This window comes from Pseudomonas putida, from assembly GCF_025905425.1.
In the GTDB taxonomy this organism is placed as follows: domain Bacteria; phylum Pseudomonadota; class Gammaproteobacteria; order Pseudomonadales; family Pseudomonadaceae; genus Aquipseudomonas; species Aquipseudomonas putida_AF.
The window spans coordinates 521274-538581 of record NZ_CP109603.1 but is presented as its reverse complement, the minus strand read 5'-3'; the positions used below and the strand labels follow the sequence as shown (position 1 = coordinate 538581).

At 60.8% G+C, this 17308-nt stretch carries 21 protein-coding genes and 1 tRNA gene; 2 read left to right on the top strand and 20 right to left on the bottom strand.

Annotated features, from left to right (window positions below):
• The 18 genes from OGV19_RS02485 to OGV19_RS02400 all read right to left on the bottom strand — a co-directional run bounded on the left by OGV19_RS02485 (nt 1) and on the right by OGV19_RS02400 (nt 13651).
• Nucleotides 1–76: transfer RNA gene (locus tag OGV19_RS02485), tRNA-Lys, on the bottom strand.
• A gap of 61 nt (nt 77–137) precedes the next feature.
• Complete coding sequence (queC, locus tag OGV19_RS02480) at nt 138–812, bottom strand: 7-cyano-7-deazaguanine synthase QueC (protein ID WP_264311972.1); 675 nt, start codon at nt 810–812, stop codon at nt 138–140.
• A gap of 17 nt (nt 813–829) precedes the next feature.
• Nucleotides 830–1477 (bottom strand): 7-carboxy-7-deazaguanine synthase QueE, encoded by a 648-nt coding sequence (gene queE, locus OGV19_RS02475; RefSeq protein ID WP_264311971.1) that lies wholly within the window; start codon nt 1475–1477, stop codon nt 830–832.
• Between the two features lie 159 nt (nt 1478–1636).
• Nucleotides 1637–2452, bottom strand: a complete 816-nt coding sequence (ybgF, locus tag OGV19_RS02470; protein WP_264311970.1) for a tol-pal system protein YbgF — start codon at nt 2450–2452, stop codon at nt 1637–1639.
• Nucleotides 2453–2458: 6 nt separating this feature from the next.
• Nucleotides 2459–2959, bottom strand: a complete 501-nt coding sequence (gene pal, locus OGV19_RS02465; RefSeq protein ID WP_012273762.1) for a peptidoglycan-associated lipoprotein Pal — start codon at nt 2957–2959, stop codon at nt 2459–2461.
• A 54-nt stretch (nt 2960–3013) separates the two neighbouring features.
• The gene (gene tolB, locus OGV19_RS02460) at nt 3014–4285 is read right to left on the bottom strand and encodes a Tol-Pal system beta propeller repeat protein TolB (RefSeq protein WP_264311969.1); all 1272 of its coding nucleotides are present in this window, start codon (nt 4283–4285) and stop codon (nt 3014–3016) included.
• A 26-nt stretch (nt 4286–4311) separates the two neighbouring features.
• Nucleotides 4312–5460 (bottom strand): cell envelope integrity protein TolA, encoded by a 1149-nt coding sequence (tolA, locus tag OGV19_RS02455; RefSeq protein WP_264311968.1) that lies wholly within the window; start codon nt 5458–5460, stop codon nt 4312–4314.
• On the bottom strand, nt 5460–5912 hold the full coding sequence (gene tolR, locus OGV19_RS02450; protein WP_012273765.1) for a protein TolR: 453 nt from the start codon (nt 5910–5912) through the stop codon (nt 5460–5462). Before tolR ends, tolA begins: the two co-directional genes overlap by 1 nt.
• Nucleotides 5913–5926: 14 nt before the next feature.
• Nucleotides 5927–6622, bottom strand: a complete 696-nt coding sequence (gene tolQ, locus OGV19_RS02445; RefSeq protein ID WP_008090219.1) for a protein TolQ — start codon at nt 6620–6622, stop codon at nt 5927–5929.
• 2 nt (nt 6623–6624) lie between these two features.
• Nucleotides 6625–7077, bottom strand: coding sequence for a tol-pal system-associated acyl-CoA thioesterase (ybgC, locus tag OGV19_RS02440; protein ID WP_264311967.1), 453 nt, complete (start codon nt 7075–7077; stop codon nt 6625–6627).
• Nucleotides 7078–7202: 125 nt separating this feature from the next.
• Nucleotides 7203–8249 carry a Holliday junction branch migration DNA helicase RuvB gene (ruvB, locus tag OGV19_RS02435; RefSeq protein ID WP_264311966.1) on the bottom strand — a complete coding sequence of 349 codons (1047 nt, stop codon included), beginning with the start codon at nt 8247–8249 and terminating at the stop codon, nt 7203–7205.
• Nucleotides 8246–8863: a Holliday junction branch migration protein RuvA gene (ruvA, locus tag OGV19_RS02430; RefSeq protein WP_264311965.1), complete on the bottom strand. Its 618-nt coding sequence runs from the start codon at nt 8861–8863 to the stop codon at nt 8246–8248. The genes ruvB and ruvA overlap by 4 nt, the downstream gene beginning before the upstream one ends.
• A 109-nt stretch (nt 8864–8972) precedes the next feature.
• A complete protein-coding gene (gene ruvC / locus OGV19_RS02425; protein ID WP_264311964.1) occupies nt 8973–9497 on the bottom strand; it encodes a crossover junction endodeoxyribonuclease RuvC in 525 nt (174 codons plus the stop codon).
• Between the two features lie 124 nt (nt 9498–9621).
• Nucleotides 9622–10368, bottom strand: a complete 747-nt coding sequence (locus OGV19_RS02420; protein WP_264311963.1) for a YebC/PmpR family DNA-binding transcriptional regulator — start codon at nt 10366–10368, stop codon at nt 9622–9624.
• Nucleotides 10369–10482: 114 nt separating this feature from the next.
• The gene (gene aspS, locus OGV19_RS02415; RefSeq protein WP_264311962.1) at nt 10483–12258 is read right to left on the bottom strand and encodes an aspartate--tRNA ligase; all 1776 of its coding nucleotides are present in this window, start codon (nt 12256–12258) and stop codon (nt 10483–10485) included.
• A 93-nt stretch (nt 12259–12351) separates the two neighbouring features.
• Nucleotides 12352–12573 (bottom strand): FmdB family zinc ribbon protein, encoded by a 222-nt coding sequence (locus OGV19_RS02410; RefSeq protein ID WP_033699849.1) that lies wholly within the window; start codon nt 12571–12573, stop codon nt 12352–12354.
• Nucleotides 12574–12666: 93 nt separating this feature from the next.
• Nucleotides 12667–12996: a ribbon-helix-helix domain-containing protein gene (locus OGV19_RS02405; protein WP_264313878.1), complete on the bottom strand. Its 330-nt coding sequence runs from the start codon at nt 12994–12996 to the stop codon at nt 12667–12669.
• A 181-nt stretch (nt 12997–13177) separates the two neighbouring features.
• Nucleotides 13178–13651 (bottom strand): Dps family protein, encoded by a 474-nt coding sequence (locus OGV19_RS02400; RefSeq protein WP_264311961.1) that lies wholly within the window; start codon nt 13649–13651, stop codon nt 13178–13180.
• A gap of 278 nt (nt 13652–13929) precedes the next feature.
• On the opposite strand from OGV19_RS02400, the gene OGV19_RS27635 reads away from it, so the two are divergent.
• The gene (locus tag OGV19_RS27635) at nt 13930–14523 is read left to right on the top strand and encodes a cold shock domain-containing protein membrane protein (RefSeq protein ID WP_319026033.1); all 594 of its coding nucleotides are present in this window, start codon (nt 13930–13932) and stop codon (nt 14521–14523) included.
• A gap of 38 nt (nt 14524–14561) precedes the next feature.
• Here the strand turns inward: OGV19_RS27635 and OGV19_RS02390 are convergent, their stop codons facing one another.
• Nucleotides 14562–14768 (bottom strand): SlyX family protein, encoded by a 207-nt coding sequence (locus tag OGV19_RS02390; RefSeq protein WP_264311960.1) that lies wholly within the window; start codon nt 14766–14768, stop codon nt 14562–14564.
• Nucleotide 14769: 1 nt separating this feature from the next.
• Nucleotides 14770–15189 carry an HIT family protein gene (locus tag OGV19_RS02385; RefSeq protein WP_264311959.1) on the bottom strand — a complete coding sequence of 140 codons (420 nt, stop codon included), beginning with the start codon at nt 15187–15189 and terminating at the stop codon, nt 14770–14772.
• Between the two features lie 763 nt (nt 15190–15952).
• Here OGV19_RS02385 and OGV19_RS02380 point away from each other — a divergent pair.
• Nucleotides 15953–17236 (top strand): OprD family porin, encoded by a 1284-nt coding sequence (locus OGV19_RS02380; protein WP_264311958.1) that lies wholly within the window; start codon nt 15953–15955, stop codon nt 17234–17236.
• Nucleotides 17237–17308 lie beyond the last annotated feature (72 nt).

Here is a 17308-nt window from a genome sequence, read left to right as displayed (position 1 = left end):
TGGTGGGTCGTGTAGGATTCGAACCTACGACCAATTGGTTAAAAGCCAACTGCTCTACCAACTGAGCTAACGACCCGTTGGATGGCGCGTATAATACTGATTTCTAACGAGAAATCAACACCTCATCATAAAATTTTTCAAAAATAACGCGTCGGGTCCGTAATGCCGGCGGCCTTGAAACCATCGGCACGCAGGCGGCAGCTGTCGCACTTGCCGCAGGCACGGCCCTGGTCATCGGCTTGGTAGCAGGAAACCGTCAGGCTGTAGTCCACACCACGGGCGATGCCGGCCTGTACGATCTGCGCCTTGCTCATGTTCTGCAATGGCGCCTGGATACGGAAGCCCTGCCCTTCGACACCCGCCTTGGTCGCCAGGTTGGCCATACGCTCGAAGGCTTCGACGAATTCTGGGCGGCAGTCCGGGTAACCGGAATAATCCACGGCATTGACGCCGATGAAGATGTCACGCGCTTCAAGCACCTCCGCCCAGCCCAGGGCTAAGGACAGGAAGACCGTGTTGCGCGCAGGCACGTAGGTGACCGGGATACCCTTACCGGGGGCTTCCGGTACATCGATGCTGCTGTCGGTCAGGGCTGAGCCACCAATACCGTCCAGGCTCAGGCCAATGACCTTGTGCTCGACCACGCCCAGATCACGCGCGACGCGGGCGGCCGCATCGAGCTCAGCCCGATGACGCTGGCCGTAGTCGAAACTCATGGTGTAACAGCTGTAGCCCTCAGCTTGGGCCATGGCCACGACGGTGGCCGAGTCCAGGCCGCCAGACAGCAGGATTACCGCGCGTTTCTCAGTCATGTACTGCTACTCCTCAATCAACGTCCGGGTTCGTCGTTCCACAAAAGCTTGTGCAGCTGCAACTGGAAACGTACGGGCAGGTTGTCGGCAATGATCCAGTCAGCCAGGTCGCTCGCGCTCACCTGATGGTGACTAGGCGAGAACAACACCTCGCCGGCACGCTCGGCCAGGTTGTACTGGATCAGCTTGGACACGGCCCAGTCATAATCCTCGCGGGAGCAGATCACGAACTTGACCTGGTCATTGCGGGTCAGGTGCTCGATGTTCTCGTAGCGATTTCGGTGCGACTCCTCGGAGCCTGGGGTCTTCAGGTCGACCACGCGACTGACGCGGGTGTCGGTACCCGAAATATCCAGCGCGCCACTGGTCTCCAGCGAGACTTCGTAGCCGGCATCGCACAACTGCTGGAGCAACGGCAAAGCATTGGGCTGGGCCAACGGCTCACCGCCAGTGACGCAGACATAGCGCGGTTTGAAGCCGGCCACCTGTTCCATGATCGAATCGAGGGTGCGAAGGGTGCCGCCAGTGAACGCGTAGGCACTGTCGCAGTACTGACAGCGCAGGGGGCAACCGGTCAGGCGCACGAATACCGTGGGCAGCCCAGCCGTTCGTGTTTCACCCTGCAAAGAGTAAAAGACTTCGGTGATGCGTAATGTGTCTTGCATGATCGCCACGGGCGTGACAGCTAAACAGGCTGTCCGCCTCCGTCAGGCACTGTCGCGGACTCGACATGGCGTTATCCGCAGCAGCGTGTTTAAGAAAAAGGGCAGTAATTCTAACGAAAAAACCCGCGACTGGCGCGGGTTTCTTTCGAAGGGTGCAGCTTAGAGCTTCTGCAGGTCACGCTGCGCCAGTTGCGCGGCAGACGTGCCGGGGTACTGGGTGATGACTTGCTGCAAAATGCCTTTGACCTTGTCGGTGTGGCCCATGCGGCGTTCGACGTCGGCCAGCTTGTACAGCGAATCAGGCACTTTGCTGTGCTTGGGGTACTTCTGGCTCACCTGGGCAAATGCCTGGCTGGCACCTGGCAGGTCACCCTTGGCCAGGTTCACCTCACCCAGCCAGTACTGGGCGTTGCCGGCGTACTGGCTGTTGGGGTATTTGCGCAGGAAGGCGTTGAACGCCTGGCTGGCCTTGTCGAAGTCCTTCTGCTTGATCAGGTCGAAAGCGGCATCGTAATAGAGCTTCTCTTTCGCCGGATCACCGGGCTCGCTGCTGGCGGCCGGTTGTTGTGCAGCAGCGCCAGCGGCGCCTGCTGCTGCACCGGGGGCGGCATTGGATGCACCACCGGTAGCGGAATTGTCAGGGGTCGCGGCAGGCGCGGCACCACTGTTGATGCGACGGTCCAGATCCTGGTAACGCTCCAGGTTCTCCTGCTTCATGCGCGACACATCGTTTTGCAACTCTTCGATGATGCCTTGCTGGCGGGAAAGCTGATCCTGCATCTGTTGCAGCTGCATGAACAGCTGCCCCTGCGCAGAGGCAGGGGCCGAAGCCCCTGCCCCGGCATAGGCGCCGCTCGTGCCATAACCCGCAGGCGGATAACCGCCTGCGTTGTCATCTACTACAGGGATCTCAGCCCAGGCCGCGAGCGGCAGGCTGAGTGCGAGGACGGTTACAACACGGCGGCACATTCGCATAGGAACTTACTTACGCAGTTCTACGCGACGGTTCTGAGCCCAGGATTGCTCGTCGTTGCCAGTGGCAACAGGACGCTCTTCACCGTAGGAGACCAGTTCCAGTTGAGCAGGGGAAACGCCCTGCAGAACCAGGTAACGCTGAACGGCCTTGGCACGACGCTCACCCAGAGCCATGTTGTACTCGCGGGTGCCGCGCTCGTCGGTGTTGCCTTCCAGAACAACGCGGTTGCCGTTGGACTTCAGGTCCTTGGCGTGAACGTCCAGAGCGCGCATGGCTTCTGGCTTCAGGTCCGAGCTGTCGTATTCGAAGTAGAAGGTGGTGATTGCGCGCAGGGCGGCTTCTTCGCTCAGGGAACCGTCAACGGCGCCGGTGTTTGCACCGTAGCCAGCGTTCGGATCGACAGCAGCGCCTTCACCAGCGTTGTCGCCGCCCTTCGAGGAGCAACCTACAGCTACAGCCATGGCCAGAGCCAGCGCAGCGAATTTACCAAACTTCAGCATTTCCATCGTGAAACTCCTAATGAAACCCCAGTGTGTTAAGCAAAACGTATTACGCCGCAATCAGTTCAGGAAAGGGGACCAGGACGGTTCTCTGACTTCGCCTTGAGCGGTAGGAAGTGGGAGCCTCACGCGGCCATTAAGCGACACGAGCATCAAGACTCCCCGGCCCTGCTGGCGGGTGGCGTAGATTAGCATGGTGCCGTTTGGCGCAACAGTGGGAGACTCATCAAGACTTGTTTCAGAGAGAATCTTTACACTTCCGCGCTGCAAGTCCTGTGCCGCCACTTTGAAGTTGGTGAAGCCCTGCTGACGGTGGATCATCACCAGCGTCTTTTCGTCCGCCGAAAGTTTCGGGTTGGCGTTGTAGTTGCCGACGAAAGTTACGCGCTCGGCGCTACCACCACTGACCGACTGTTTGTAGATCTGTGGCTTGCCACCACGGTCGGAGGTGAAGTACAGGGTGTTGCCATCCTTGCCCCAGAACGGCTCGGTGTTGATACCGGGGCCGGCAGTGACACGGCTGATCTGACGCGAAGCCACGTTCATCACGTAGATGTCCGGGTTGCCATCTTTGGACAGCACGAACGCCAGGCGCGAACCGTCAGGCGACCAGGCCGGCGCACCGTTGAGGCCTTCGAAGTTGGTGACCTGCTCACGGCGACCGGTATCGATGTGCTGAACGAAAATGCGCGGGCGCTTCTGCTCGAACGACACATAGGCAATACGCTTGCCATCCGGTGCAAAGCGTGGCGACAGGATCGGCTCACGCGATTGCAGCAGGGTCACCGCCCGAGCACCGTCGTAGTCCGAACGCTGCAGGGTGTAACGGGTGTTGTTGGTGGAGAAACGCTCGGCCGTCACGTACAGCATGCGCGTCGAGAACGCACCCTTGATACCGGTGAGTTTTTCGAACGACTGGTCGGCGATGTAGTGCGACATGTCGCGCAGCTGGTCAACGCTGCCCGCCACGCTACCGGTCAGCACTTGCTGCTCGGTGGCGACGTTGAACAGGGCGTACTGCACCTGCAGGCGCCCGCCCGACGGCACGATGCTGCCGACCATCACGTACTGGGCACCCAGCGCTTTCCAGTCGCGGAAGATGACTTCGCTGGCCTGGGATGGCTGGCTGATCATGTTCTGCCGTGGGATCGGCGAGTAGTAGCCGGAGTTGCGCAGGTCGTTGCCAATGATGTCGGCCATGTCTTCGGGCAGCACGCTGCCGCCCTGCAGACCGAACGGCACTACCGCGATGGGCGTGGCCCGGTCGCTGCCACTGGTGACCAGGATGTTCTTTTCATCTGCCACCGCCATGCCTGCTACGCAGCAGAGCATGACCAGCAGTCCTCTCAGACGTTTAATCACAACGCTAGATCCTCAGGTGTAAATGTCATCTTGAACGAACGATACTGATTGAAATCGCTCGGCTTCATACCCTGCATTTCGGTCAGACGACCGATGTTCTTCACTGCTGCCACCGCCGAACTGTCGAACGGACCGTCGCCACTGGAGCGCAGAACGCTGGCATTGGTGATGGTGCCATCTGGCAACATGTTGATCTGCAGGACCACCGTCATGCCCTTACGCGCGGAAGGCGGACGCGCCCAGCCTTCGGCCGCTCGCAAACGGATCAGGTCGTCGAAACTGCCGGCCACCTGGTCGCCTTGCTCATCAGCCAGTGCCTGCTGCCGCTCGGTGGTGTCGGACAACAGCTCGGCCAGGGCCTGGGCTTTCTTGTCTTCCGCCGACTTGCGGGCCGCTTCCTGTGCCTTTTTCTTCTGGGCGTCTGCCGCGGCCTTTTTCTTGGCCTCTTCAGCTGCCTTCTTCTTCGCATCCTCGGCCGCCGCTTTCTTCTTGGCGTCCTCGGCTGCTTTCTTCTTGGCCTCTTCGGCTGCCTTTTTCTTGGCGTCCTCGGCGGCTTGTTTTTTCGCTTCCTCGGCAGCCTCTTTCTTGGCGTCCTCGGCGGCTTTCTTCTTGGCCTCTTCCTCAGCCTTTTTCTTGGCGATGTCGGCCTGTTGCTTCTCGGCGGCCTTCTTCGCCTCCTCGGCTTTCTTGGCTTCGGCGGCTTTCTTGGCCTCGGTGGCCTTGGCAGCTTCCTCAGCCTTCTTGGCTTCGGCGGCTTCAGCTTTCTTGGCCTCGGCGGCCTCAGCCTTCTTGGCCTCGGCAGCCTCGCGAGCCTCCTCGGCCTTTTGAGCGGCGTCGGCTTTCTTTTGTTCCGCGGCCTTCACGGCCTCTTGCTCGACCTTCTTCTGTTCAAGCTGCTCGACTTCGGTCTGGCGCGAGGCGGTTTTCTTCGCTTCCCCGGCAATCTTCTGATTGGTCTGGGTAGTCGCCTGGCTCTTGGACTTGAGCTGATACAGGGTAGCTTGGACGATCGGCTTGGAAGGCGGCAGTTCAGGCGTCATGGCAAAACTGACGAACAGCATGGCGAACACCAGCACATGCAGGCCGATGGCCCAGACACTGGGCCAGAAGTAGCTTTCCGAGGCGGATGGCTCTCGCTGTTGCATCAGGGCGCCTCGGTAATCAGGCCAACGTTACCGACACCGGCCTTCTGCAACCCGCCCATGGCGCCCATGACGGCGCCGTAGTCGACAGCCTTGTCGCCACGAATGAAGACCTGGGTCTGCTTGCCCTGGTCACGGCCGGCGGCAATGATCTTGGTCACTGCGTTGGTCATGTCGGGCAAGGTCATGGCCTTGTCCATCTGCTTGTCGGTATCGACTTCGCTGCCGAGGTTCCAGTAGTAGGTTTTGTCGGCCTTGATGGAGATGGTGAGGATCTGGACGTTGTTGTCCTGCGGCAAGGCTTCACTGGAAACCTTGGGCAGGTCGACCTTCACGCCCTGGTTGAGCATGGGGGCCGTCACCATGAAGATGACCAGCAGCACCAGCATCACGTCGATGTAGGGCACCACGTTCATCTCGGCGACCGGCTTGCGTTTGTGGCGAACTCGGGCCATGGGCTTCTACCTGATTACTCTTCGCTGGTGTGCACTTTGCGGTGCAGGATCGCCTGGAACTCGTCGGCGAAGGTGTAGTAACGACCGATCAGCACTTCGCTGCGCGCGGCGAATCGGTTGTAGGCGATAACCGCAGGGATTGCCGCGAACAGGCCGATGGCGGTGGCGATCAGGGCTTCGGCGATACCTGGGGCAACCGTGGCCAGGGTGGCCTGCTGGGCGCTGGCCAGGCCGCGGAAGGAGTTCATGATGCCCCACACGGTACCGAACAGGCCGATGTACGGGCTGGTCGAACCAACGGTGGCGAGGAATGGCAGGCTCTGCTCGAGCTTTTCTTCCTCACGCGAAATGGCCACGCGCATGGCCCGGCCAACGCCTTCCATGACCGCGTCCGGGTCGACACCCGGCTGCTGGCGCAGGCGCGAGAACTCTTTGAAACCTGCGCGGAAGACCTGCTCCACGCCCGAATCCGGGTCTGGGTTGCTGCCTGCCTGACGGTACAGCTTGGACAGGTCGATACCCGACCAGAAGCGCTCCTCGAAGGCATCCAGCGCACGACGACCGGCGCGCAGCATGGTGCTGCGCTGAAAGATCATGATCCATGAGGTGACCGAGGCGGCCACCAGGATCAGCATTACCAGCTGTACCACCACGCTGGCATTGCTGACCAGACTCCACATGGAGGTATGGTCGACGACGTTAGCTTCCACGCTTATTCTCCTGCATTCGATTGTGTACCCGAGCCGTCCGCCATAAAGGCGTCGCGCAGCTGGGGGGGTATGGCTCGGGGTTTGAAAGTGTCGGCGCGCACGGCGGCCACCAGGAACTGCCCCTCGCAGAGCAGCGTTTCATCCTTTTCCCGCCAGACCTGCTGTACGAAACGCAGGCTGGCACGATTGAGTTCAAGTACTTGCGCGGTAACCCGCAGTTCATCGTCCAGACGCGCCGGCGCGTGGTAGCGCGCCTCGCTGGAATGGACCACGAACAACAGGTTTTCACCGGCCAGCTGCGATTGGGAAAAGCCCAGATGCCGCAGCCGCTCGGTACGCGCGCGCTCCATGAATTTCAGGTAGTTGACGTAATACACCACGCCGCCCGCATCGGTGTCTTCGTAATAGACGCGACAACGGTGGGCGAACGGTTCGAGCTGATTTTGCGCGCGCATACTCTAGTGCTTACTCCTCAGCTTGCCAATCCGCTGCGGCAACTGTTTTTTCTTCATTAATGTCTTATTGCCAGCGCGCCAGTGGCATGCCAGCGGTAGGACCACAAAAAGCCGGGTTTGATCTGTCATTCATCGCCTGGCTCGGAAAAATCACCACCCTCCCCCAGGCGCCCGGGAATATTCAGGCCAAAGTGCAGGTAGGCATGCCGGGTGACCACGCGGCCGCGCGGCGTGCGCATGATGTAACCCTGCTGGATCAGGTAGGGTTCGAGCACGTCTTCGATGGTGTGGCGCTCTTCGCTGATGGCGGCCGCGAGGTTGTCCACGCCCACCGGGCCACCGTCGAACTTCTCGATCATGGTCAACAGCAGACGGCGGTCGGAATGGTCGAAACCACGCTCGTCGACATCAAGCAGGTTCAGCGCCAGGTCAGCCACAGCCTTGGTGATCTGGCCCTTGCCGCGCACTTCTGCATAGTCGCGCACACGGCGCAGCAGGCGGTTGGCGATACGTGGCGTGCCACGGGCACGCCGGGCGATTTCGAAGGCGCCCTGGTCTTCGATGACCAGGCCTAGGATGCCTGCGGAACGGCTGACGATGGTCGCCAGGTCCTTGTCGCTGTAAAACTCCAGGCGCTGGACGATGCCGAAGCGGTCACGCAGCGGGTTGGTCAGCATGCCGGCGCGGGTGGTGGCCCCCACCAGAGTGAAGGGCGGCAGGTCGAGCTTGATCGAACGGGCGGCAGGCCCTTCGCCGATCATGATGTCGAGCTGGAAGTCTTCCATCGCCGGGTAGAGCACTTCTTCGACGACCGGTGAAAGCCGGTGAATTTCGTCGATGAACAGCACGTCATGGGGCTCAAGGTTGGTCAGCATCGCCGCCAAGTCGCCCGGGCGTTCGAGAATAGGCCCCGAGGTACTCTTGACCGACACGCCCATCTCGTGGGCGATGATGTTGGCCAGGGTGGTCTTGCCCAACCCTGGCGGGCCGAAGATCAAGGTATGGTCAAGCGACTCGCTGCGCCCCCGGGCGGCCTGGATGAACAGCGACATCTGCTCGCGCACCACGGGCTGCCCGATGTAGTCGTCCAGGCGCAGGGGGCGGATCGCGCGGTCCTGGACCTCTTCGCGGTCACGCCCACTGGCGGCGATCAGACGGTCGGCTTCGATCACTTGGTAATCATCCCTTTGAGGCTGCTGCGGATCAGTTCTTCACTGCTCAGGCCCGCCTTGTCCTTGATGGCGGACACTGCCTTGCTGGCTTCCTGCGGCTTGTAGCCCAGGGAGACCAACGCACTGACGGCATCGGCCTCGGCCGAGGAGGCGCTGCTGGCCGGTACCGGCCCGTCGGACACCAAGGTGAACATGGCCGGCGAGGTTTCCCAGGCCTTGAAGCGGTCCTTGAGCTCGACCAGCAGGCGCTCGGCGGTCTTCTTGCCAACACCCGGCACGCGCACCAGGGCCGAGGTGTCCTGGGCCTGCACGCAACGCACCAGCTCGTCGGCCTCCAGGCCCGACATCAACGCCAGCGCCAGCTTGGGCCCGACGCCATTGAGGCGAATGAGTTCGCGGAACAGTTCGCGTTCGCGCTTTTCGTGAAACCCGTAGAGCAGATGGGCGTCTTCGCGAACCACCAGGTGGGTGTGCACGGTAACCGTTTCGCCGACCTTGGGCAGGCGATACAGGGTGGTCATGGGCACTTCCAGCTCATACCCCACGCCATTGACGTCGATAATCAGGTGCGGCGGTTGCTTTTCCGCCAGGGTGCCGCGCAAACGTCCAATCACGTTCCGATCCTTCCTCTCGGGGAGCCGGTCAAAGACCGCTCAACCCTATCAGCAAATGCGACGGGTGAACCTGTCACCCGAACAAAATGTGTATCAGCGCATGAAGCGCCTACAGACGCAAGCGCCCACCGCGTCGCCGTGCCGTGGCCAGGCCATGCGGCACCAGGCTGGAGCGGGTATGGGCATGGCACAGGGCGATGGCCAGGGCGTCGGAGGCGTCGATCTGGGGTTTCTGCGTCAACTTGAGCAGGTGCATGACCATCATCATCACTTGCTCCTTGTTGGCCCCACCCGTACCCGCGACGGCCTGCTTGACCTGGGTAGCACTGTACTCGGCGATTTCCAGCCCTGCCTCGGCTGCCGCCACGATCGCCGCCCCGCGGGCCTGGCCAAGCTTGAGCGCCGAGTCGGGGTTACGGGCCATGAACACCCGTTCGATGCCCATGGTCACCGGCTCGTGCTGCTTGATGATTTCGCTGACACCGCGAAAGACGATCTGCAAACGTTCGTGCAACTCACCACTGCCCGTGCGGATACAACCCGACGCCACATACTCGCAACCACGGGCGGTCTGGCGAACCACGCCGTAACCGGTGATTCGCGAGCCTGGGTCGATACCAAGAATCAGAGTCATAACGCCTGCAATGTCGTTGCAATCAGTAGTGGCCATTCGCGGGCAAGCCCGCTCCCACAGAAACCGTGTGGTACCTGTGGGAGCGGGCTTGCCCGCGAATGGCCGCAAAGGCCAAAGGAAAACCTTAGCCGAGTTTTTCCATGATCTCGTCGGAAATCTGGGCATTGGAATAGACGTTCTGCACGTCATCCAGGTCTTCGAGCATGTCGATCAGCTTGAGCACCTTCTCAGCGCCCTCCAGGTCGAGTTCGGCACTGGTGGTCGGCTGCATGACGATCTCGGCGTCATCGGCCTTGAAGCCAGCCTCTTCCAGGGCATTACGCACGGCGTAGAAGCTGCTGAAGGAGGTGAAGACGTCGAACGAGCCGTCGTCATTGCTCACCACGTCGTCGGCATCGGCCTCCATCGCGGCTTCCATCAAGGCGTCTTCATCCACGCCCGGCGCGAAGCTGATCTGGCCCTTGCGCTCGAACAGGTAGGCCACTGAACCATCGGTACCGAGGTTGCCACCACACTTGGTGAAGGCATGACGCACGGCAGCAGCGGTACGGTTGCGGTTGTCGGTCATGGCTTCGACCATGATCGCCACGCCACCGGGGCCGTAGCCCTCGTAGCTGAGCTCTTCGACGTTGTCGCTTTCGTTGGTGCCAGCACCACGGGCAACGGCGCGGTCGATGATATCGCGGCTCATGTTGGCGCCGAGGGCCTTGTCCAGCGCCAGGCGCAGACGCGGGTTGGACGCCGGATCACCCCCGCCTTGCTTGGCGGCGACGGTCAGCTCGCGGATCCACTTGGTGAAGACCTTGCCTCTCTTGGCATCCTGGCGCTCTTTGCGGTGCTTGATGTTCGCCCACTTGGAATGACCAGCCATAACGACTCCAAATTCTTTGAAACACAAACAATTGCGCCCCTGACGGGGCGCAACGACAAAAAAACCTGCGCCGTAACGCAAAGGCGCATCCATCTGGATGCGCCCGGGGTCCGCTTACTCGACCTTGGTCTGTTCGCGCAGGCGGATGTGCAGCTCGCGCAAGGCCTTGGCGTCGACCAAGCCTGGGGCCTGGGTCATGACGCAGGCAGCGCTCTGAGTTTTCGGGAAGGCGATCACTTCACGGATCGACTGGGCGCCGGTCATCAGCATGACCAGACGGTCCAGGCCGAAGGCCAGGCCACCGTGAGGCGGCGCGCCGAACTTCAGGGCGTCGAGCAGGAAGCCGAACTTCTCTTCCTGTTCCGCCGCTTCGATACCCAGCAGACGGAACACCGCCTGTTGCATCTCTTTGCGGTGGATACGGATCGAACCGCCACCCAGCTCGGTGCCGTTCAGCACCATGTCGTAAGCACGCGACAGCGCGGTGGCCGGGTTGGCCTCCAGCTCTTGCGGGGAGCACTTCGGTGCAGTGAACGGATGGTGCAGCGCAGTGAAGCTGCCGTCTTCGTTCTCTTCGAACATCGGGAAGTCGACAACCCACATCGGCGCCCATTCGCAGGTGTGCAGGTTGAAGTCGTTACCGACCTTGATCCGCAGCGCGCCCAGGGCTTCGCTGACGATCTTGGCCTTGTCGGCGCCGAAGAACACGATGTCGCCATCGACTGCACCCACGCGATCGAGGATCACGTTGAGGTTGGCTTCCGGGATGTTCTTGACGATCGGCGACTGCAGGCCTTCGACACCCTTGGCGCGCTCGTTGACCTTGATGTACGCCAGGCCCTTGGCACCGTAGATGCCGACGAACTTGGTGTACTCATCGATCTTGCTGCGCGGCATGCTGGCGCCGCCTGGCAGACGCAGGGCGGTAACGCGGCATTTTGGATCGTTGGCAGGGCCTGCGAAGACCTTGAAGTCGACGTCCTTGAGCTGATCGGCAACGTCGACCAGTTCCAGCGGGTTGCGCAGGTCTGGCTTGTCGGAACCGTAACGGCGCATGGCTTCTTCGAAGGTCATGTGCGGGAACTCACCGAACTCCAGGTCCAGGACTTCCTTGAACAGCTTGCGGATCATGCTCTCGGTGAGGCCCATGATCTCGGATTCATCGAGGAAGCTGGTCTCGATGTCGATCTGGGTGAATTCCGGCTGGCGGTCAGCACGCAGGTCTTCGTCGCGGAAGCACTTGGCGATCTGGTAGTAGCGGTCGAAACCGGCAACCATCAGCAGCTGCTTGAACAGCTGGGGCGACTGCGGCAGGGCAAAGAAGCTGCCGGCGTGGGTGCGGCTCGGCACCAGGTAGTCACGCGCACCTTCTGGCGTGGCGCGGGTGAGGATCGGCGTCTCGACGTCGAGGAAGCCGTTTTCGTCGAGGAAACGACGGATGCTGCTGGTGATGCGCGAACGCAGGCGCAGCTTGTCGGCCATTTCCGGACGACGCAGGTCGATGAAGCGGTAACGCAGGCGGGTTTCCTCGCCGACGTCGGAGTATTCGTTGAGCGGGAACGGCGGCGTTTCGGCCTCGTTGAGCACCTGTAGCTCGTAGCCCAGCACTTCGATGCCACCGGAGGCCATGTTCGGGTTGACCGCGCCTTCCGGACGGCGGCGTACCTTGCCGGTGATCTGCACGACGTACTCGCTGCGCACGCGGTCGGCGGCGGCGAAGGTTTCGGCGCGATCAGGGTCGAATACGACCTGGGCCATGCCCTCGCGGTCACGGATGTCGAGGAAGATCACCCCGCCGTGGTCGCGGCGACGATGGACCCAGCCGCAAAGGGTGACTTCCTGGCCGTCCAGGCTCTCGTTCAGTTGGCCGCAATAATGGCTGCGCATCATGATGGTGGTTTCGCTTCTCGTGATTCGTGTATTCGGTGGAGGCCTTGGCCGCCCAGAGGGCTAATACTGCAAGACCCGGTCACAGCATTCAACTCAGTCGGCCTTGTCGCCGCCTGCCAGATTCTTTTTCGCCCCGGTCTTGAAGTCGGTTTCGTACCAACCGGTACCGCTCAGGCGAAAGCCGGGTACCGACAGCAGCTTCTTCAGCGCCGGCGCCTGACAGGCCGGGCAATCGGTCAGCGGCGCGGCGCTGATCTTCTGCAGCGCTTCCATGCGGTGCTCGCAGGACGCACATTGATAGTCATAAAGGGGCATGGGTGTCTCTCGTCAACCATAAACGCTGGCTGCCGGGGCAGCAAAAAGCGGGATTATATATGGTTAGCAAGCACTGCGCAGCCCGCCTGGCGATCAGCGTGCACTCGGCGGATCAAGTAGCCAGGCGACGCAGATCACGCGGATCAGGCCGCTGAAGTTGCGGACCCCACCCTGGCGCAGATGCACCTCGCGGTCCACATAGGACAGCACCGCGCTGACCGAACAGCAGTTGGCCGCGGCGATACGCTCCAGGATCCCCCAGTAGACCGCCTCCAGGCGCAGGCAGGTGGAAAACCCGTTGAGCCGCACCGAGCGCGAAACCGGCCTGATCTGCAACATGTCGAAGTCGGCCTTGAAGGGGTCGACGCATTGCTTGCTCGGCCAGCGTCCCTGGCCACCGCCTCGTTTGTGTTCTTGCATCATGCCTGCCATTTGGCCACTCCATCGCGACTGCCATGGCCCCTGCACCCGGGCCTCTACGGCAACCATGAAGCGCCAGCCTGCGCCTTCGAAGCAGCGGCAAAACCTTCCCGCAGAAACGCAAAAAGCCCGACTGCACTACCGGCAGTCGGGCTTTTCAGGCGTTTCTGACGCTACGCGGCGACTATCTATCGTCGAGCAAGGAGCGCAGCATCCAGGCAGTTTTTTCGTGCACCTGCATGCGCTGGGTCAGCAAGTCGGCGGTCGGCTCATCGCTGACCTTATCCACCGCCGGGAAGATGCTGCGTGCAGTGCGCACCACCGCCTCCTGGCCCTGGACCAACTGACGGATCATTTCGTCCGCCGCCGGCACGCCCTCCTCCTCCTTGATCGAAGAATGCCGCGCATAAAAGGCATAGGACCCCGGCGCCGGGAAGCCCAAGGCACGAATCCGCTCGGCAATCGAGTCGACCGCCAGCGCCAGCTCGGTGTACTGCTCTTCGAACATCAGGTGCAGGGTACGGAACGACGGACCGGTGACGTTCCAATGAAAGTTATGGGTTTTCAGATACAGCACATAGGTATCCGACAACAGGCGGGACAGCCCATCGACGATGGACTTGCGATCTTCTTCACTGATACCGATATCGATTGCCATGAAGTTCCCCTTTCCATAAGGCTTGATGATCAAGCGGGCCCTTCACACTGTATCAACACTTGGTAAAAGCCGCCTGTGACATAGCGCAACACATCGGCTGCAGTGGCCTGCGGTTTGAGTACCCTGCCCCTTTGCTGTTAAATAGGCAGGGTGCCACCCGTGCGGACTGTTATTGCCGGGTGCATAGGCTGGCCCACCACGTGTTCGCGCTTTACACCTCATGCGCACCGTGTCGCCAGCTCTTCCTGTGATCAGCTTGTCAACTGTGAGCCAACCCCATGTTCAAGATCGTCCATCTGGTGACGGGCGTAGCGGCTTTGCTGCTATCGCTCATACCCAGCCTGAAAACCGATGCAACACCCTTCCTGCAGCAACCTGATGCGGTCTACCTGGCGCTGCTCGGCCTGCTTAACCTGGTATTGGCCCCGGTCGTGCCGTTGTACTACCGAGGTGCCCGGCAACAACTGCAACACCTGGCCTGCGCCCTGCTGGTGGTGGCCGTGGTGCTGCAGACCTTGACGCTGCTGGCTCGGCCCGAGATGGGCAACCTGGCGGCGCTGGTCTGCGCGGCACTGGCCGTGGCCCTGCACCTGGCCGCAGGCTTCGCCCGTGGCAACAGAAAAGCCCGCGCCAGCCAGAACGCGCCCCTGGAGGCCGGCAACCGCGATACGGGTACGGTCAAGTGGTTCAACACGTCCAAAGGCTTTGGCTTCATTTCCCGCGATTCGGGCGACGACATCTTTGTGCACTTTCGCGCCATTCGCGGTGAAGGCCACCGCATTCTGGTCGAAGGCCAGCGCGTCGAGTTTTCGGTCATGCACCGTGACAAAGGCCTGCAGGCCGAAGATGTGGTCGCGGTAACCCGTCGCTGACCTTGCCAGCCCTGGTGCAATGCCAGGGCTGCCTGAACTCAATAATGAGGTGGCGGCGCCTCTTCTCCCTCGCTGCCGTACTGCCCCACCATCTCTTCGTAACGCTTGAGCAGCTCGGCCATCTGCAGTTGCAGGCGTTCGATCACCCGCCCCTGCTCGACCACCACATCATTCAACGCCTGGAGCGTATCGTCCTGGAACGCCTGCCGGGTTTCGAGCTCGATGATTCGCGATTCAGGTGACATTTCAGGCCTCCTGGTAATCGTCGTTGAGCAGCGCGCGAAGGCGCTGACGGATGGCATCGACCTGCCCCGGCGCATACTCGACGGCCGGCACCTTGCCCCACACTGGCGCTGGCCAGGCGGCGTCATGCTTGTGGCGAACGATCACATGCATGTGCATCTGGCTGACCACATTGCCCAGCGTGGCAACGTTCATCTTGTCAGCCTCGAACTCGCGCTTGAGCGCCTCGGCCAGGTACGTGGTTTCTGTCCACAGTTGCGCCTGGTCTTCCTGGCTCAAGTCGAACAACTCGCTCACGCCGGCGCGCCGAGGCACCAGGATGAACCAGGGGTAATTGGCATCTTTGCTGAGCAGCAAACGGCACAACGGAAAGTCTCCAAGCACCCAAGTATCTTGCTGCAAACGCGAATCCATCTCAGCCACTACCAACCTCCAACACTCAATAACGGGCCCGCGACACACGGGGCTATCGCGCAAGGATACCTTGCTTCGCGTGCGCCGGCATGCCACAGCCGCCCTGCACTGCACACTTTAAGTTCATGAACACCCGCAGCGTGCACAGCCGCGGTAACACACCGCTACTTTTCGCACCAAAATGAGGCCGCAAACGAGCACGGCACTACGCTTTTACCCACTCGAATGACACTGCATTAACAGTGATCGGTAACACATTGACTTTTATGACAGCTTTTGGGTTTGAAACGGACAACTTATCCGGCACACCATCAGACAAGCCTCACCCCGTGTTTCCGGTACTTTCCGACCTTCGGCACCCGCGTTTGTGAAAATTTCATGAACCGGGGTTAATTTTGAGCACGGTTGTTGCATTCCTTCCCCACCAAGTCGGCACGGCATCTGCATTGAGCGATGTACGCGACAAATAACAACAGCCGCTTTGGATACACCAGGGAGTTTCCCTAACCGGAATCTGTAGTTACAGATTCGTGACGGTGACAGGAACAGCGCTGGCGTTGTACGACCCGGAAACCGGGGCGTGATTTGCGACATGGAAATACCTTAAAGCGACATGGCCATAAAGTTCACGAAACGATGAATATGCCCATATCGCCAACAACAGTCAGCGTGCTATACATTTCCGCCGACATAACAAGAAAGAGCTGCCCCATATAACTAGAAAACTTGGGCGCAGCGGTACTCTTCCTAAAAACCAAAGGAGCAAATCACGATGCGCGTGATGAAGTGGAGCATGATCGCCCTGGCCGTTTCGGCAGGGACCTCGCAATTGGCCTTCGCCTCTGCACAAGACGAGTCCAAGGGTTTCATCGAAGACAGCCAGCTGAACGTCAAAACTCGCATGCTGTACTTCAGCCGTGACTTCCGCAACAACCCAGCCGGCAGCCAGAGCCGCGTGGAAGAAACCGGCCTTGGCTTCCTCGGCACTTACGAATCGGGCTTCACCCAGGGCACCGTAGGCTTCGGCGTCGACGCCATCGGCATGCTCGGCCTGAAACTGGACAGCGGCAAAGGTCGTGCTGGCACCGGCCTGTTCCCGACCGGCTCCGATGGTCGTTCGCAGGATGATTACTCCGAGGGCGGCGGCGCTGTAAAAATGCGCATTTCCAATACCGTGCTGAAGTTCGGTGACCAGTTCACCGCCATGCCGGTATTCGCCACTGATGACAGCCGACTGCTGCCAGAAGTTGCCGAAGGTGGCCTGATCACCAGCAACGAGATCGATGGCCTGACCCTGAACGCCGGTCACTTCACCGCCATGAATGCCCAGGCTCAGACGTTCCACGACAGCCTGAACCTGACCGAAGCCAACATCTTCGGCGGCACCTACGCTGTCACCGACAGCTTCAGCACCAGCATCTACTACTCGCGCGTCGAAGATCACTTCCGCAAGTGGTACGGCAACATCAACTGGGCGCTGCCGATCAGCGACAAGCAAGGCCTGGTGTTCGACTTCAACATCTATGACACCAAATCCATCGGCGACAACCGCACCGGCGCGTTCGTCAGCAAGTCCGACGGCAGCAACGAACTCGACAACATCGCAGCCAGCTTGTCCGGTGCCTACAACATTGGCGCCCACACCTTTACCCTGGCCTACCAGAAGGTCAGCGGTGACGGCGACTACGCCTATGGCGTAGACGGCGGCGGTACCGTGTTCCTGGCCAACTCCATCGCCCGTTCCGACTTCAACGCCGAAGACGAGAAGTCCTGGCAGGCGCGCTACGACCTGAACTTCGCCGAGTTCGGCGTACCAGGCCTGACCTTCATGACCCGTTACGCGCGCGGTACCGGTGCAACCACCCGTACCACCGACAACGGCAAGGAATGGGAACGCGACATCGACGTCAAATACGTCATGCAGAGCGGCCCGGCGAAGGACCTGAGCTTCCGTGTCCGTCAAGCTACCTACCGTTCCAGCGACGGCGTGTACTACGGTTCGAGCTCGATCGACGAACTGCGTCTGATCGTCGAATACCCGCTGAGCATCCTGTAAGCCTCGCTTATAGTGCCCCGCACCTGAAAAAGCCCGGCACGATTGCCGGGCTTTTTCTTGGCTGACAATTGC

Coding starts and splice junctions, on each gene's coding strand:
- queC (WP_264311972.1), bottom strand. CDS start 812: ATGACTGAGAAACGCGCGGTAATCCTGCTGTCTGGCGGCCTGGACTCG.
- queE (WP_264311971.1), bottom strand. CDS start 1,477: ATGCAAGACACATTACGCATCACCGAAGTCTTTTACTCTTTGCAGGGT.
- ybgF (WP_264311970.1), bottom strand. CDS start 2,452: ATGCGAATGTGCCGCCGTGTTGTAACCGTCCTCGCACTCAGCCTGCCG.
- pal (WP_012273762.1), bottom strand. CDS start 2,959: ATGGAAATGCTGAAGTTTGGTAAATTCGCTGCGCTGGCTCTGGCCATG.
- tolB (WP_264311969.1), bottom strand. CDS start 4,285: ATGCTCTGCTGCGTAGCAGGCATGGCGGTGGCAGATGAAAAGAACATC.
- tolA (WP_264311968.1), bottom strand. CDS start 5,460: ATGCAACAGCGAGAGCCATCCGCCTCGGAAAGCTACTTCTGGCCCAGT.
- tolR (WP_012273765.1), bottom strand. CDS start 5,912: ATGGCCCGAGTTCGCCACAAACGCAAGCCGGTCGCCGAGATGAACGTG.
- ybgC (WP_264311967.1), bottom strand. CDS start 7,077: ATGCGCGCGCAAAATCAGCTCGAACCGTTCGCCCACCGTTGTCGCGTC.
- ruvC (WP_264311964.1), bottom strand. CDS start 9,497: ATGACTCTGATTCTTGGTATCGACCCAGGCTCGCGAATCACCGGTTAC.
- OGV19_RS02420 (WP_264311963.1), bottom strand. CDS start 10,368: ATGGCTGGTCATTCCAAGTGGGCGAACATCAAGCACCGCAAAGAGCGC.
- aspS (WP_264311962.1), bottom strand. CDS start 12,258: ATGATGCGCAGCCATTATTGCGGCCAACTGAACGAGAGCCTGGACGGC.
- OGV19_RS02410 (WP_033699849.1), bottom strand. CDS start 12,573: ATGCCCCTTTATGACTATCAATGTGCGTCCTGCGAGCACCGCATGGAA.
- OGV19_RS02405 (WP_264313878.1), bottom strand. CDS start 12,996: ATGATGCAAGAACACAAACGAGGCGGTGGCCAGGGACGCTGGCCGAGC.
- OGV19_RS02400 (WP_264311961.1), bottom strand. CDS start 13,651: ATGGCAATCGATATCGGTATCAGTGAAGAAGATCGCAAGTCCATCGTC.
- OGV19_RS27635 (WP_319026033.1), top strand. CDS start 13,930: ATGTTCAAGATCGTCCATCTGGTGACGGGCGTAGCGGCTTTGCTGCTA.
- OGV19_RS02390 (WP_264311960.1), bottom strand. CDS start 14,768: ATGTCACCTGAATCGCGAATCATCGAGCTCGAAACCCGGCAGGCGTTC.
- OGV19_RS02380 (WP_264311958.1), top strand. CDS start 15,953: ATGCGCGTGATGAAGTGGAGCATGATCGCCCTGGCCGTTTCGGCAGGG.